General features: G+C 65.6%; 12 protein-coding genes. 11 read left to right on the top strand and 1 reads right to left on the bottom strand.

All coding sequences use genetic code 11. From position 1 onward, the window contains the following. Positions 1-166 precede the first annotated feature (166 nt). The 3 genes from aspA to LH390_RS05835 all read left to right on the top strand — a co-directional run bounded on the left by aspA (position 167) and on the right by LH390_RS05835 (position 4,946). A complete protein-coding gene (gene aspA / locus LH390_RS05845; RefSeq protein ID WP_227282189.1) occupies positions 167-1,759 on the top strand; it encodes an aspartate ammonia-lyase in 1,593 nt (530 codons plus the stop codon). 200 nt (positions 1,760-1,959) lie between these two features. Continuing rightward, positions 1,960-3,267, top strand: a complete 1,308-nt coding sequence (locus LH390_RS05840) for an anaerobic C4-dicarboxylate transporter (RefSeq protein ID WP_227288294.1) — start codon at positions 1,960-1,962, stop codon at positions 3,265-3,267. A 20-nt stretch (positions 3,268-3,287) separates the two neighbouring features. Then, the gene (locus LH390_RS05835) at positions 3,288-4,946 is read left to right on the top strand and encodes a formate--tetrahydrofolate ligase (RefSeq protein WP_227282191.1); all 1,659 of its coding nucleotides are present in this window, start codon (positions 3,288-3,290) and stop codon (positions 4,944-4,946) included. On the opposite strand, the gene LH390_RS05830 is transcribed toward LH390_RS05835, so the two are convergent. Then, complete coding sequence (locus LH390_RS05830) at positions 4,943-5,785, bottom strand: RecB family exonuclease (protein WP_227282192.1); 843 nt, start codon at positions 5,783-5,785, stop codon at positions 4,943-4,945. The genes LH390_RS05835 and LH390_RS05830 overlap by 4 nt on opposite strands. 47 nt (positions 5,786-5,832) lie before the next feature. Between LH390_RS05830 and LH390_RS05825 the strand changes: the two genes are divergently transcribed. The 8 genes from LH390_RS05825 (at position 5,833) to LH390_RS05790 (ending at position 14,950) form a co-directional block, all read left to right on the top strand. Beyond that, positions 5,833-7,104: a M18 family aminopeptidase gene (locus LH390_RS05825; protein ID WP_227282193.1), complete on the top strand. Its 1,272-nt coding sequence runs from the start codon at positions 5,833-5,835 to the stop codon at positions 7,102-7,104. A 32-nt stretch (positions 7,105-7,136) separates the two neighbouring features. Continuing rightward, on the top strand, positions 7,137-7,973 hold the full coding sequence (locus LH390_RS05820; RefSeq protein WP_227282194.1) for a tRNA (adenine-N1)-methyltransferase: 837 nt from the start codon (positions 7,137-7,139) through the stop codon (positions 7,971-7,973). A gap of 70 nt (positions 7,974-8,043) precedes the next feature. After that, complete coding sequence (gene arc / locus LH390_RS05815) at positions 8,044-9,660, top strand: proteasome ATPase (protein WP_227337402.1); 1,617 nt, start codon at positions 8,044-8,046, stop codon at positions 9,658-9,660. A 10-nt stretch (positions 9,661-9,670) separates the two neighbouring features. Continuing rightward, on the top strand, positions 9,671-11,224 hold the full coding sequence (gene dop, locus LH390_RS05810) for a depupylase/deamidase Dop (RefSeq protein ID WP_227282196.1): 1,554 nt from the start codon (positions 9,671-9,673) through the stop codon (positions 11,222-11,224). A 40-nt stretch (positions 11,225-11,264) separates the two neighbouring features. Further along, positions 11,265-11,459: a ubiquitin-like protein Pup gene (locus LH390_RS05805; protein ID WP_227282197.1), complete on the top strand. Its 195-nt coding sequence runs from the start codon at positions 11,265-11,267 to the stop codon at positions 11,457-11,459. Between the two features lie 5 nt (positions 11,460-11,464). After that, positions 11,465-12,964 carry a Pup--protein ligase gene (gene pafA / locus LH390_RS05800; RefSeq protein WP_227282198.1) on the top strand — a complete coding sequence of 500 codons (1,500 nt, stop codon included), beginning with the start codon at positions 11,465-11,467 and terminating at the stop codon, positions 12,962-12,964. Then, positions 12,961-13,986, top strand: coding sequence for a helix-turn-helix transcriptional regulator (locus tag LH390_RS05795; RefSeq protein WP_227282199.1), 1,026 nt, complete (start codon positions 12,961-12,963; stop codon positions 13,984-13,986). The genes pafA and LH390_RS05795 overlap by 4 nt, the downstream gene beginning before the upstream one ends. Next, positions 13,979-14,950, top strand: coding sequence for a helix-turn-helix transcriptional regulator (locus tag LH390_RS05790; RefSeq protein ID WP_227282200.1), 972 nt, complete (start codon positions 13,979-13,981; stop codon positions 14,948-14,950). The genes LH390_RS05795 and LH390_RS05790 overlap by 8 nt, the downstream gene beginning before the upstream one ends. The last annotated feature ends 35 nt before the right edge of the window (positions 14,951-14,985 follow it).

The raw sequence follows: 14,985 nt of genomic DNA, 5'->3' as shown, positions 1-14,985 counted from the left end.
ATTCGGGGGGAAACCCGGACCTGCATGGTGGGCCAATTCTGCGAGTCCAGCTACCATGGACTACGGCACCATATTTCGAGCAGCAACCGGCCCAGGGTAATTGCATACACGCATTTTATTTGCCTGGGCCTTTCTCATTTTTAGAGGAAAGGACACCGCTCCCACCATGGCTTCATCCAGGAAGAACGGCAAGCGGGCAGCCACCACCGATGCTCCCGCAGTGGACAACACTGACGCACTCGCACCGGTCACCGAGGCAAAGAAGAAGGCAGCCCCCTCCCAGGCAGCCGCGATCGACGAGGCTGGCGCCACGCCCGCGGCCCCTAAGGACAAGGACTTCCGCATCGAGGAGGACCTGCTCGGCGAGCTCAAGGTCCCGGCGGACGCCTACTACGGCGTCCATACCATGCGGGCCGTTGAGAACTTCCAGATCTCCGGAACCACCATCAACGAGGTCCCGGAGTTTATTCGCGGCATGGTGCAGGTGAAGAAGGCCACGGCCATGGCCAACCGCCGGCTGCACACGCTGCCGCGCAAGAAGGCTGACGCGATTATCTGGGCCTGCGATCAGATCCTGGAGGAAGGCCGCTGCATGGACCAGTTCCCCGTGGACGTGTTCCAGGGCGGCGCCGGCACCAGCCTGAACATGAATACCAACGAGGTTGTGGCCAACCTTGCCCTGGAGCACCTGGGCCACCCCAAGGGCTCCTATGACGTGATCAACCCGAACGATGACGTCAACATGTCCCAGTCCACCAATGACGCGTACCCCACCGGGTTCCGGCTGGGCGTCTACGCGGACATGTCCAAGCTCATCGAGGCTTTTGAGGAGCTGCAGGCGGCGTTCCAGGAAAAGGGCGCGGAGTTCGAGGACATCCTCAAGATGGGCCGTACCCAGCTCCAGGATGCCGTGCCCATGACCCTGGGCGATGAGTTCCGGGCCTTCGCCCACAACCTGGCCGAGGAGCAGGCAATTCTGCGGGCATCCGCCGACCGGCTCCTGGAGGTCAACCTGGGTGCCACCGCCATTGGAACCGGAGTGAACACCCCCGCCGGCTTCCGCCACCAGGTTGTCGCCGCGCTCAGCGAGGTCACTGGCCTGGAGGTCAAGTCCGCGAAGGATCTCATCGAGGCGACGTCGGATACGGGCGCGTACGTGCTGGCACAGTCGAGCATCAAGCGCGCCGCGATGAAGCTGTCCAAGATCTGTAATGACCTGCGGTTGCTGTCCTCCGGGCCGACGGCGGGTCTGCACGAGATCAACCTTCCTGCGCTGCAGGCCGGCTCGTCGATCATGCCGGGCAAGGTCAACCCGGTGATCCCCGAGGTGGTCAGCCAGGTGTGCTTCAAGGTCTTTGGCAATGACCTCACGGTGACGTGGGCGGCCGAGGCCGGGCAGCTGCAGCTCAACGTGATGGAGCCGGTCATCGGACAGGCGCTGTTTGAGTCGCTGCGCATCCTGCGGGCGGCGGCGGACACGCTGCGCACCAAGTGCGTCCAGGGCATCACGGCGAATGAGGAGGTCTGCCGCGCCTACGTGGAAAACTCCATTGGCATCGTGACCTACCTCAACCCGTTTATCGGTCACCATAATGGCGATGTGGTGGCCAAGGAGGCGCTGGCTACCGGCAAGTCCGTGCGCGATTTGGTGTTGGAAAAGAAGCTGCTGGATGAGGAGACTTTGGGCCGGGTGTTGTCTAAGGAAAACCTCATGCACCCGGAATTCCGGGGCACCATCTACCTGGATACGGAGGATTAGTCAGGAGGCCTGACGCCTCTCTGTTGCGGTGACGCGTGCCGACTTCCCTTTCGCGGGCGTCGGCACGCGTCGTTCCGGTTTGCCCTCAGCCAATTCGAACCGCAATAATAGCACCTGTTCAGTTTCGTTTTTTGCTTCTTAAAAATGTGTGGGGCCCAGGCAATTCCAGACCTGATCCTGCACGGTGCAGAAAGGCATCTATGCTAATCCTCCAGGTATTGATTGTCCTCGCGGCGATCGTTCTGGGAGCTCGTCTCGGTTCCATTGCTATCGGCTTCGCCGGCGGGTTGGGAGTTTTGGTCCTGGGGTTGATCGGTGTGCCGGTCACCCGCGAGGACATTCCCTTCGATGTCATTGGCATCATCATGGCCGTCATCGCCGCAATTTCTGCGATGCAGCGGGCAGGGGGTATGGATCTACTGGTCTATTGGGCGGAGCGTTTCTTGCGCCGCAATCCCCGCCAAATCACCTTTTGGGCCCCGGTGGTGACCTTTTTGATGACGCTCTTTGCGGGCACCGGCCACACCTCCTTTTCCACCCTCCCCGTCATCGTGGAGGTGGCTAAGGAAGGCCACGTTCGCCCGTCGCGCCCGCTGTCTGTGGCGGTCATCGCCGCGCAGGCGGCCATTTGTGCCTCTCCGATTTCCGCCGCCGTGGTGTTCATGGCGTCCCTGCTTGAGCCGGAGGGCGTGAGCTACCTGGCGCTGCTGGGGATCATGATTCCGGCAACTTTCCTGGCCATTTTCCCCACCGCCTGGCTGTGTAACCGGATGGGCAGGGAGCTCGACGCGGATCCGATTTACCAGCAGCGGATGAAGGAGGGCCTGGTCAAGCAGCCGACGGTCGGCCACGGGTATACCCCCACCAAGGAGGCCAAGGCCTCCGTGTGGATCTTCCTCGCCGCGATTGTGTTGGTGGTGGTCTACGCCACTGCGATTTCTGAGCAGGTTGGCCTGGTCAGTGACCCGACGCTGCCGCGCAATGAGGCGATCATGGCCATCATGATGGCCGCCGCCACGCTCATTGTCATGGTGACCAAGATTCCTACCGGCGAGATCATTTCCACCCAGGTGTTCAAGTCCGGAATGTCTGCGTGCGTGTGTGTGCTGGGCGTGGCGTGGTTGGGTACCACGATCATCAACCACAACATTGACGGCATTAAGAACGTTGCCGGGGACGTGCTGCAGGCGAGCCCCTGGCTGCTGGCCGTCGTGCTGTTCTTCGCCGCGGGCCTGTTGTACTCCCAGGCGGCAACGGCCAAGGCGCTCATGCCTGCTGCTTTGGCCATCGGCGTGGGCCCGCTGACCGCGGTGGCGGCCTTCCCGGCTGTTGCGGCCCTGTTCATCCTGCCGACGTACCCGACGTTGTTGGCCGCTGTGGAGATGGATGACACGGGTTCGACCCAAATTGGCAAGTTTGTTTTCAACCATCCCTTCCTGGTTCCTGGCGTGATCTACACCATCGTGTCGGTGGCGCTGGGCTACGGGATCGGGGCGTTGGTGCTCTAGTACCCGTAGAATTGGCGGGTATGCCGTTATCTGACGTAGAGATTGCCCAAGCCCACCACCTCGAACCCATCGGCGACATCGCCGAGCGTGCCGGCATTCCGGCCGCCGCGGTCATCCCCTTTGGCACCACCAAGGCCAAGATCGATGTCTCGCAGCTTGCGGATCAGCCGGCCGACGGCCGCGTGGTCCTCATCACCGGTATGTCGCCCACACCGGCGGGGGAGGGCAAGTCGACGGTTCTCATCGGGCTTGTCGACGCCCTCCGCGCCGCCGGCCACAATGCTGTTGCGGCACTGCGGGAGCCCTCCCAGGGCCCGGTCATGGGCATCAAGGGCGGTGCCGCCGGGGGCGGATACTCGCAGGTGGTGCCCATGGAGGACATCAACCTGCACTTCACGGGGGATTTCCACGCCATCGCCGCGGCCACCAACACGCTCGCCGCGCTCATTGATAACCACATCCAGCAGGGCAACGCCCTGGGCATTGATCCCCGTCGCGTGACCTGGCAGCGCTGCCTTGACGTCAATGATCGGGCGCTGCGCCACGTGGTTACCGGCTTAGGCGGCAAGGCCCACGGCATGCCGGCGCAGACCGGGTTTACCATCACGGCAGCCTCCGAAATCATGGCCATCGTGGGCCTGGCGCGGGACCTGGAGGATTTGAAGGAACGCCTGGCGGCGATCACCATCGGGCAGACCTGGGATGGCCAACCGGTCACCGCCGCCCAATTGGGCGCCGCAGGTGCGCTGACGGCCCTGCTCAAGGACGTCATCCACCCCAACCTGGTGCAAACGCTCGGCGGTGCCCCCGCATTCATTCACGGCGGCCCCTTTGCCAACATTGCCCACGGGTGCAACACCTTGATGGCTACCCAGACCGCCCAGCGGTGCGCGGACATCGTGGTCACGGAGGCCGGCTTCGGTTCGGATCTTGGCGCGGAGAAGTTCTTTGACATCAAGGCCCGCAGCGGTGACCTCGACGTCGCGGCCGCGGTGGTGGTGGCCACCATCCGCTCCCTGAAATACAACGGCGGTGTCGCCCGTAGCGAGCTCAATGAAACCAACGTGGATGCCCTCGGCGGCGGGGTGGTCAACCTGGAGCGCCACGTGGATAACATCCGCAAGTTCGGTGTTGAGCCGGTTGTTGCGCTCAACCTGTTTACCTCCGATAGCCCGGAGGAGCGCGACTTCATGGCCGCCTGGGCGCAGCGCTTCGGCGTCGAGCTGCGCGAGGTGACCGTGTGGGCTGACGGCGGTGACGGGGCGATCGAGCTGGCTGACGCGGTCGTCGAGAAGCTGGGAAGCGGATCGCACGCGCTCTATGATCCCGCGGATGGGGTAGAGGCCTCGATTGAGACGATCGCCCGCGAGATCTACCGGGCGGACTCCGTGGAATATTCGGCTGCTGCGCGGCGCGCCATCGCGGAGCTGAAGAAGCAGGGGTGGGACACGCTGCCGGTCTGTATTTCTAAAACGCAGTACTCGTTTTCTGATGACCCCTCCGCGCTCGGCGCCCCGTCGGGCCACACGCTGCACGTGCGAGACGTGGTTGCGCGTACCGGTGCGGGGTTTGTCCTGGTTCTCACCGGGGATGTCATGACCATGCCGGGGCTGCCCGCCCGCCCCGCGGCCGAGGGCATAGACATCACCGCCGACGGGCAGATCAGCGGGTTGTTCTAATCGGTTGTTGGCCCGGGCTCTACTGCTCCGGGCCAGCCGGGGTATTCGGGGGGAACGCCGCCGAAGGCCGGGCACAGCGACTGGAAGGAACACCACCCGCACAGCTTGGAGGTGCGTTCCCGGAACAGCCCTGAGTGACCGTCGCGCACGATGCGCCCCCAGACGTCGGCGACGTCGCGTTCGACAAACTCCAGCTCTTCGGCGGTGGGCTGGAGGTAGAGCGAGTCGCACACCTTCAGGTACATCAGTCGCAGCTGATCGGGGATGGTCTGGAAGATGCGCCAGTACAGCAGGGCATAAAAGCGCATCTGAAACTGGGCGTCCTGCGCGTACCGGGGCTGGGGCTTTTTGCCCGTCTTATAGTCCACCACGCGAATCTGGCCGGTGGGGGCGACGTCCACCCGGTCGATGAATCCGCGCACGGGTACCCCGTTGGGCAGGATGGTCTCCACGTATTGCTCGCAGGCGTGGGCGTCAAAGCCCTGCGGGTTTTCCATGCGGAAGTACCCCTTGAGCAGGCTGCGGCACTCGACGAGGAAGCCTAAGAGTTCTTCCGGGGGTACTAGCGTTGTCAGTTCGGGGTCCTTGTCGCACATGGCCTGCCAGTGCGGTTTGAGGGCGGCCACGGCTGCCGGGTAGGTGCGCTCCGCGCGGTCCTGGCGGTGGAGGTCTTCGAGCACGGCGTGCACGAGTGTGCCTTTGACCTGCGCAATTGTGGAAGGCTCCGGGATTCGGTCAATGGCTCGCAGGCGGTAGAGCAGGGGGCAGCGGCGGTAGTCGCTGGCGCGGGATGCAGACAGCGCCAACGGTCGGGGGGTGTGCGGGGAGGGGGAAACCATGATCGTTCCAGCCTAACTATGTGCCACATCGTGGTTGACTGGGGTCTATGAACCGACCCGTGGACTTCTTAGACTTCCTCAGCTCCAGCCCCAGTTCCTTCCACGCCGCGGCGGAGGTCTTTCGCCGGCTGGAGGCCGCCGGCTTCATCCAGCAGGATCCGGCCGCGGAGTGGGACGCCACCCCCGGCGGGCATGTGGTGGTGCGCGGCGGCGCGGTCATCGCGTGGTGGGTGCCGGAGGGCGCCGGCCCGGACAGTGCCTTCCGCATCGTCGGCGCGCACACGGATTCGCCGGGGCTGATGCTCAAGCCGCAGCCGGCGCTCACGCGGCATGGTTTCGCGCAGGTGGGCGTCGAGGTCTATGGCGGGCCGATCCTATCGTCGTGGTTTGATCGTGATCTTGCCTTCGCAGGCGTGGTGGCGCTGGCGGATGGTTCGCAGCGCCTGGTGCACACCCCCGCGATCGCGCGGGTGCCGAGCCTGGCGATCCACCTGTACCGCAGTGACGAGTTCACCGTGGACCGTCAGGAGCACCTGCAGCCGATCGTGGGCATGGCTGATGGTGAGGAAGACATCCTGGACATGGTGGCTCGCCAGGCGGGAGTGGCGCGCCAGGACATCGTCGGCCACACGCTGATTACTATCGACGCCGCCGAGCCCGCGATCATCGGCTCTGCTGGGGAATTCATCGCCTCCGGCAGGCTGGACAATCTCACCTCCGTGTACGCGGGCATGCGCGCCCTTCAGGCCGCGACCACTGGCCCCGACGCGCACGCAGAAAGCGACGGCTCCATCTTGGTTCTCGCCGCCTTCGACCACGAGGAGGTGGGAAGCTCCAGCACCACCGGCGCGGCCGGTCCGCTGCTGGGCGAGGTGCTGACCCGCACGGCGCGGGGCCTGGGCGCGGATGAGGAACAGCGCAGCCGCATCATCGCCAGGTCCACCATGGTCTCGGCGGATGCGGCGCACAGCGTGCATCCGAACTATCCCGGCAAGCATGACCCCAGCCACCATCCGCTACTCAACCACGGCCCGGTGACCAAGATCAATGCCTCCCAGCGCTACGCCACCACGGCGCACAGCGCGGGGATGTGGGAGCGCGCCTGCCGCAGCGCCGGGGTGCCCACCCAGACCTTTGTGGGCAACAACTCGGTTCCGTGCGGGTCCACGATTGGGCCGATCTCCGCGACTCGGTTGGGCATTGACACGGTGGATGTGGGCGTGCCGCTGCTGTCCATGCACTCGGCGCGGGAGCTGTGTGGCATCGCGGACATGGAGTGGTTTGCGCACGCGCTTGAGGCATACTTGATCGGTCACTAACCCCACCGACACGTAGGAGACTGACCTCCCCCATGGCATATTCCGGGCCCTTCCAAGCCGGCGACCGCGTCCAGCTCACGGACGCCAAGCGGCGCCACTTCACCATTGTGCTGGCGCCTGGGGGTGTCTTTCACACGCACAAGGGGCAGATCTTCCACGATGACATCATCGGTACGGACGAGGGCTCTGTGGTTCGCTCTGTGCAGGGCAGCGAGTTCCTGTGCTTCCGCCACCTGATGGTCGATCACGTGCTATCCATGCCCCGCGGTGCTGCGGTGATCTACCCCAAGGACACCGCCCAGATCCTCGTCGAGGGGGACATCTTCCCCGGCGCGCGGGTTCTGGAGGCCGGTGCGGGCTCGGGGGCGCTGTCCATGGCGCTGCTGCGGGCCGTGGGACCGGAAGGGGAGGTGTTTTCCTATGAGATCCGCGAGGATCACCTGGAGTTCGCCCGGTCTAATGTCGCGGAGTATTTCGAGGGCACCCCGCCCAATTGGCACGCCCGGCTGGGTGATCTCAACGAGGTGACCACGGCGGACCTGGAGGGCCCGGTGGACCGGGTGATCCTGGATATGGTCGAGCCCTGGGACTGCTTGGATACCGTTGCGGGCCTGCTCATCCCGGGCGGGGTGCTCATGACCTATGTGGCCACGGTCCCGCAGTTGATGAACACCATGGAAAAGATCCGTCAGTTGCAGTGCTTCGCGGAGCCGCGCGCGTGGGAGTCCCTGGTGCGCGAGTGGCGGGTGGAAGGCCTGGCCACGCGTCCGGAGCACCGGATGAACGCCCACACCGCATTTTTGGTGTGGGCGCGCCGGCTCGCCGATGGGGTCACGCCGCCGCGGCCGCAGCGCCGCGCGCGCAGGTAAGACTGCCCGCGCACAGGACACGCTCACCTGCCTGAGTGCGCCCTGTGGCGCGTCGGATAGGCTGGGCAGCATGACTAAGCCCACCGGATTTGACCAACATGGCCCGTTGCCGTCCTTCCGGGAGCATCAACAACGTGAATCCGCCCGCGCGGGTGCTTCGGCGCCCGGGGACGGTGATGCCCGCCGGGAGCTCAATGAGTTGCGCCGGACCAACAAGTATCTGGGCGCGCGCAATGCCAAGCTGGCGGAGATGCTGAAGTCCTCGCGCGACAAGCTGGCCAACCTGTACCAGCAGCTCGAGGATCTGGCGGAGCCGCCCTCAACCTACGGCACCTTTTTGGAGCGTTCTGATGACGCCCACTCCGCCGAGATTTTCACCCAGGGTCGGCGCATGCGGGTGGCCATGTCTCCGATGGTGTGCCAGGCGGATCTGGTGACGGGCATCCAGGTGCGCCTGGGCGGGGGACATCAACTGTTGGAGGCCACGGGCTTTGAGCCGACGGGCGCGCTGATGACCTGCTTGCAAATGCTGGGTCGGGAGCGCGCGGTGGTGGCGGATTCGACGGGGGAGAAGCGGGTCATCCGGCTTGCGGGCCCCCTGCTGGAGGTGGGTGCCCGTCCGCCGCGCCCCGGCGATTCAATTCTGGTGGAGCCGAAAGCGGCGGTGGGCTTTGAGGTGATCCCCAAGGCTGAGGTCGCGCGGTTGTCTTTGGAGGAGGCCCCGGACGTCACATATGCGGACATCGGCGGGCTCGATGAACAGATCGGCCTGATTCATGACGCCGTGGAGCTACCCTTCTCCCACCCGGAGCTCTACCGGACCTTCCAGCTGCGCCCGCCCAAGGGCGTGTTGCTCTACGGCCCGCCTGGGTGCGGCAAGACGCTGATTGCTAAGGCCGTGGCCAATAGCTTGGCCTCGCGCACGGGCGACGGGAAGGACTCGTACTTCATCAACGTCAAGGGCCCGGAGCTGCTGAATAAGTACGTCGGCGAGACCGAGCGCCAGATCAGGGAGATCTTCGAGCGCGCCCGGGAGCTGGCGGATGGGGGTCGGCCGGTCATCGTGTTCTTTGATGAGATGGAGTCGCTGTTTCGCACGCGCGGGTCGGGGCGCAGTTCGGATGTGGAAACCACGGTGGTTCCGCAGCTGCTCGCGGAGCTGGACGGTGTGGAGGCGCTGGATAACGTCATCGTCATTGGCGCGACGAACCGTGAGGAGCTCATCGATCCCGCGATCCTGCGCCCGGGGCGCCTGGACGTCAAGATCCGGGTCGCGCGGCCGGGCCGGGACGCCTGCGCGGATATCTTCTCGCGCTATTTGTCCCCGGAGGTGCCGCAGGCCGCGCCCACAGCTGAGCTCATCGACGCCGCCGTGGAGGAGCTGTTTACGCCTCGCCCCTACGTGGAGCTGACGTATGCGGATGGGGCGACGGTGACGCTGAACTATTCGGACTTTGTCTCTGGGGCGATGATTAGCAACATCGTGGATCGGGCCAAGGAGCTGGCGATCAAAGACACGCTGGCTGGCGTGGAGTGCGCGGGGGTGTCTGCGCAGCATCTGCGCGCGGCGGTGCGCCTCGAGCAGCGCCAAAGCGAGGATCTTCCGGATACCACCAACCCGGACGAGTGGGCGCGAATCACCGGCCGTGGGGGCAAGCGTGTCGTGGAGGCTAGGGTCGTCGGATAATCTGGACTCTATGACCCCTGATTTGCTGTGTTGCCCGCGTTTTATGGGCTCGGAGACAGAGTATGGCATTGCCACACCCTCTGATCCGGGTTTAAGCCCCATCATCACCTCCACCCACGCGGTGGTGGGGTATGCGGCGGTGCACACCTCGGCGCGGTCGAGGTGGGACTTTCATGGCGAGTCGCCGTTGCGCGACTCCCGGGGCTTTGATCTGCGCCGCTATCACACGGTCCCGGTGGTGGACCCGGATGCGGTGGGGGTTGCCAATGTGGTGGTGGACAATGGGGCGCGATTCTATGTGGACCACGCGCACCCCGAGTATTCCTCCCCGGAGTGCTCGAATGCCTGGGATGTCATGGTCTATGACGCCGCCGGTGACCTCATCGTCTTGGACGCCGTCCGCGCGGTGGCTCAGTTGACGCAGCAGGGGATTTCGGTGCTCAAGGATCACCAGCCGTGCCCGGAGTTGAAGATCTACAAGAACAACACCGACGGCAAGGGCGCGTCCTACGGGGCCCATGAAAACTACCAGTACGCGCGCGAGACGGATTTTGATGTCCTCGCCCAGGGGCTGATCCCGTTCTTTGTCACCCGGCAGGTGATCATTGGTGCTGGCCGGGTGGGGCTGGGGGAGGACGGTGCCACGCCGGGTTTCCAGATCTCCCAGCGGGCCGATTACTTCAAGCAGGAGATCTCCCTGGAGACCACGCTGAATAGGGGGATTATTAATACCCGGGATGAGCCGCACGCGGATGCGGACCGTTTTTGCCGGCTGCACACCATCGTCGGCGATGCGAACCTGTCGCAGACGGCCACGTTCCTCAAATTCGGGATGACCAGCATGGTGCTCGATGCTATCGAGTCGGGGGTGGACTTTTCCGATCTTGCGCTGCGCGATCCCGTCGCGGAGCTCAAGGCGGTCTCGCGTGATCTTTCCCTGACCCACCGTCTCCAGCTGGCTGATGGGCGCGAGCTGTCCGCAACGCGGATCCTGCGGGAGTACTTGGAGCGGGTGAGGGTGCGCGGGGGCGTCGATAAGCGGGTCGTTGAGGAGTGGTCGCGGGTGCTGGACTTGCTGGACGCTGATCCGATGCGCACCGCCGACCTGCTGGATTGGACCGCAAAGCTGCGGCTGATCAGGTCTTTTATGGACCGCGGGGTGCCTGCCGGCGATGCCAAGTTGAAGCTGATCGACTTGCAGTATTGCGATATCGATCCCAAGCGGGGCCTCTACCATGCCCTGGTGCGCAAGGGCGCGATGCGCACGCTTGTCGACGCCCCCCAGCTGCGCGATGCGGCATCTCACCCGCCGCGCGACTCCCGCGCCTGGCTGCGCGCGACCCTCGTGCGGGACTTCGGCGAACACGTGCTCGCTGCCAGTTGGCAAAGCGTGGTGCTGGCATGCTCCACGGGGGCGGCTCAGGTGCGCTTCGATGACGTTGACTCCTGTACCTTTGAGCTGGCAGGCCCGATTATCGAGCACGCGGGGGGAGACGTCACAGCCCTGTTAGATGGGCTTTCCCGCCTGGAACGTTGTAGCGTCGAACGATATAGCTCGCGCTAAGGCAAGCCATTCCAAGACAGAAAGGACATTCGAGCTTTCTATGGCCGATTCACTGCATACCCAGGTCCACCACGGCGGACGTGACGATGATTCCGAACACGATGACGTTGCCGCCGCAGGGCAGGTGCAGATCAATACCCAGGGAACCGATGCGCTCCTCGACGAGATCGATGGCCTCCTGGAAGACAATGCTGAAGAGTTTGTGAACTCCTACGTGCAAAAGGGCGGAGAATAGCCCAGATGGACACCACGGCAGCGTTGACGCGACGCATCGTCGGGATCGAAACCGAATACGGCATCACCGCGCGCAGCAACGGGCACCGCGCGCTAGGCCCCGATGAGATAGCCCGCTATCTCTTCCGGCCCATCGTGGAGCGCTACTCCAGCTCCAACGTGTTTCTGCCCAACGCTTCGCGCCTCTACCTGGACGTAGGCTCCCACCCGGAGTACGCCACCGCGGAGTGTGACAACCTCGCCGACCTGCTCGCCCACGAGCGCGCCGGCGATGCCATCATGGATGACCTGGCGCAAACAGCCGAGGGCGCGCTGCGCGCCGAGGGCATCGACGCCGGCGTGTACCTGTTCAAAAACAACGTCGATGCCCTGGGCAACTCCTACGGGTGCCACGAAAACTACCTCATCGCCCGCTCAACCGTGCTCAAAACTCTGGGGCGCGACCTGCTGGCCTTCATGGTCACCCGCCAGTTGATCTGCGGCGCCGGCATGGTTGCGGCCCACCCCACCGGTGCGCAGGCGCCCGGCTTCGTGCTCTCCCAGCGCGCCGACCAAGTGTGGGAGGGCGTCTCCTCGGCCACCACGCGATCGCGGCCCATCATCAACACCCGGGATGAACCCCACGCCGATTCCGCCCGCTACCGGCGCATGCACGTCATCGTCGGCGACTCTTCTATGGCGGAACCGACCTTTGCCCTCAAAATCGGGTCCACGCTGCTGGTTCTAGAGATGCTTGAGGCAGGCGCGCCCACCCCGCACCTGGAACTGCGCGACCCCATCCGCGCCATCCGCCAGGTCTCCCAGGACCACACCGGCACCGTGGCCCTTGAGCTTGCCGACGGCACCACCATCACCGCCCTGGAGATCCAACGCCAGCTGTGCGCGGCGGCGCAGGACTGGTTGCGCGAGCGCCCCGAACCGCAGTCCGGTGCGGGTACCAGCAGCGCCGAACTGACCCGCGTGGTCGAGCTATGGCGCCGCACCCTGGAGGCCATCGCCTCCGACAACCTCGCCGCCATAGACACCGAAATTGACTGGGTCATCAAGCTGCGCCTGCTCAACCGCTACCGGGACCGGCTGGGACTGTCCGACGACCCCACCTCCTGGACCCACCCCAAACTCGCCCAGCTGGACCTGGCCTACCATGACATCCGGCCCGGCAGGGGGCTGGCCAGCGTGCTCACCCGCCACGGCCTGATTACCCGGTGGGCAGACGCGGATCTCACCGACGCCGCCATCGCCCAGGCGACCACCACGCCGCCGCAGACCACCCGCGCCGCGCTGCGCGGGCAGTTCCTCACCCACGCCGAAGAAACCGGCGCCCCGGTAACCGCGGACTGGCTGCGGCTCAAGGTCAACCGCCCCGAGCCCAAGCTTGTGGAGCTGGGGGACCCCTTCACCGCCGCCGACGACCGCGTGGCCGAACTACTGGACTACATGGACACCCACGCCGCGAGCTACGCCGCCGGAGACCACGGCCACACCCTAGGGCGGAGCAACCGGTGAACGCAGCGGCCCAACCACCCGCCGACGATGCCACCGAGCGGCTAATCAACCTCACCTTCGCCTTCCTCGGCGCCGAACGGGCAGGCCGGCCCTACCTATCCGGCCACTGGCTGCGCAGCAAAGTCGCCGGCTACTCGGGGATCACCGAAGAGGCTGCCCGCAAGCGGCTGCAACGGGACCTGCGTGCCTTAGCCCGCGCCGGCGTGCCCCTCGAAGCCACCCGCCGCGACGGCGAACAGGTCTACCGCATTCGGGGAGCCGACTACGAGCTCCCACCCATCGAATTCACCCCGGAAGAAGCCACCGTGGTCGCCCTGGCCGGGCGCCTCGGCGGCAGCGGCCAACTAGCCGCCTTCACCCGCTCCGGGTGGACCAAGCTGGCCGCCTCCGGGCTGCCCCGCACCCCCACGCAGGCCACGGCGGCAGCGCTCGACTCCGCATCCTCCTACGACGACCTCACCCGGATCAGCGCCCGGACCCTCAAGGTCCTCCTCACCGCGATCCGCGACCAGCAACGCATCACCTTCTCCCACCGCCGCTCCGGCATCGACGAGCCCACCTCCCGGACCATGGATCCCTGGCGGATAGTCATGCGCGGCGGCAACGCGTACCTGGTGGGCTATGACATCGACCGCGCAGAACCCCGCAGCTTCCGACTAACGCGCACCAGCGCCCACGCGCTCGCCGGGCCGGCGACCCACCACGCCACGGAGGCCGGCCTGGGGAACCCGCCGGACTTTGACCAGATAGTCACCGCCTCCCTCACCCGCGCCCGCCACACCGTCGACGCCACCGTGGTCTGCGCCCCCGCGCGCGGACTGGACATCCGCGCGGCAGGCACCGCCACGGCCAGCGACCCCAACCGCATCGCTTTGTCCGGAGTCGACCGCGACTGGCTGGTGCGCACCTGCGCCGGCCTCGGCCCAGACGCCGTGATCCTTGATCCTCCCGACGCCCGCGCCGCCGTGCGCGCCCTGCTCGAAGCCAGATTGAACACGGAAGACAGCCACGACCATGAGTGACGCCACGCACGCCAATGACCTCGTCCGCTGCCTCAACCTCATCCCATACTTTCGCAGCCACCCCGGGGTGAGCACCTTCGAGGCCGCCCAGGACCTGGGCACCACGCCCCAGGAGATCCTCTCCGACCTGCGCCGCCTATTCTGCTGCGGAATGCCCGGCCTCATGCCCGACGACCTGGTGGACCTGGTCTTTGACTACCGCAGCGTAGAAGTGATTAACAGCCAGGGGCTCGATCACGCCCTGCGCCTGACCACCCCCGAGGCCGCGGCCCTGCTCATGAACCTAGAGACCCTCGAGGCGCACCCCGGACTGGCCGATACCGCCACCGTGCGCAGCGCCGCAGCCAAACTGCGCGCCGCTACAGGGACCACCACCGCAGCCGTGTTCGACTCCGTGCCCGACGCGCCGCCGCCATCGCGGGAGGCTATCGACGCCGCGGTGCGCACCGCTCTCACGCACGGCACCCAATTGCGGCTCACCTACGGCTCGGCCAACTCAGACACGCTGTCTACCCGCACGGTCAGCCCAGCGCGGATCTTTAGCTCCGGCGGTCACACTTACCTGGTGGCCTTTGACCATGAGGTGGGGGACCACCGGACTTTCCGCACGGATCGCATTGTGGCGGCCCGGGGCGTCGATAAGCAGGCACAGCCGCACGCCGAGGACCTTGACATCGACGCCGCCGACCCCTTCGACTTCAGCGCGGACGGGGCTGTCGCAGAGGTGCTCATCGCCCCCGAGGCGGCGTGGATGAGCGACTACTTCCCGCTGGTCATCGCCGCGCGCCCCGAGGAGCACAGCGGCCACTGGCTGCCCGCGACCCTCACCTATGCCTCGACCGGCTGGCTCATCCGCTTCGCGCTGTCCCACGCAGATCGGCTCACGGTGACCGGGCCGCCGGAGATCGTCGCCGCCATCGAGGATCGCGCAGGTCGGGCACTGACAGCGTACGACCAGGTATGACCTTCCGAAGGTGGGGGCTTATGATGGGAGTCATC

It is taken from the genome of Corynebacterium uberis, assembly GCF_020616335.1.
GTDB lineage: Bacteria > Actinomycetota > Actinomycetes > Mycobacteriales > Mycobacteriaceae > Corynebacterium > Corynebacterium uberis.
Note: the sequence above shows the minus strand (reverse complement) of the source record. Positions and strands in the feature narration are given on the sequence as shown.

Excerpts from the sequence above, each read along its gene's own strand:
- aspA (WP_227282189.1), top strand. The coding sequence starts at position 167 with ATGGCTTCATCCAGGAAGAACGGCAAGCGGGCAGCCACCACCGATGCT.
- LH390_RS05840 (WP_227288294.1), top strand. The coding sequence starts at position 1,960 with ATGCTAATCCTCCAGGTATTGATTGTCCTCGCGGCGATCGTTCTGGGA.
- LH390_RS05835 (WP_227282191.1), top strand. The coding sequence starts at position 3,288 with ATGCCGTTATCTGACGTAGAGATTGCCCAAGCCCACCACCTCGAACCC.
- LH390_RS05830 (WP_227282192.1), bottom strand. The coding sequence starts at position 5,785 with ATGGTTTCCCCCTCCCCGCACACCCCCCGACCGTTGGCGCTGTCTGCA.
- LH390_RS05825 (WP_227282193.1), top strand. The coding sequence starts at position 5,833 with ATGAACCGACCCGTGGACTTCTTAGACTTCCTCAGCTCCAGCCCCAGT.
- LH390_RS05820 (WP_227282194.1), top strand. The coding sequence starts at position 7,137 with ATGGCATATTCCGGGCCCTTCCAAGCCGGCGACCGCGTCCAGCTCACG.
- arc (WP_227337402.1), top strand. The coding sequence starts at position 8,044 with ATGACTAAGCCCACCGGATTTGACCAACATGGCCCGTTGCCGTCCTTC.
- dop (WP_227282196.1), top strand. The coding sequence starts at position 9,671 with ATGACCCCTGATTTGCTGTGTTGCCCGCGTTTTATGGGCTCGGAGACA.
- LH390_RS05805 (WP_227282197.1), top strand. The coding sequence starts at position 11,265 with ATGGCCGATTCACTGCATACCCAGGTCCACCACGGCGGACGTGACGAT.
- pafA (WP_227282198.1), top strand. The coding sequence starts at position 11,465 with ATGGACACCACGGCAGCGTTGACGCGACGCATCGTCGGGATCGAAACC.
- LH390_RS05790 (WP_227282200.1), top strand. The coding sequence starts at position 13,979 with ATGAGTGACGCCACGCACGCCAATGACCTCGTCCGCTGCCTCAACCTC.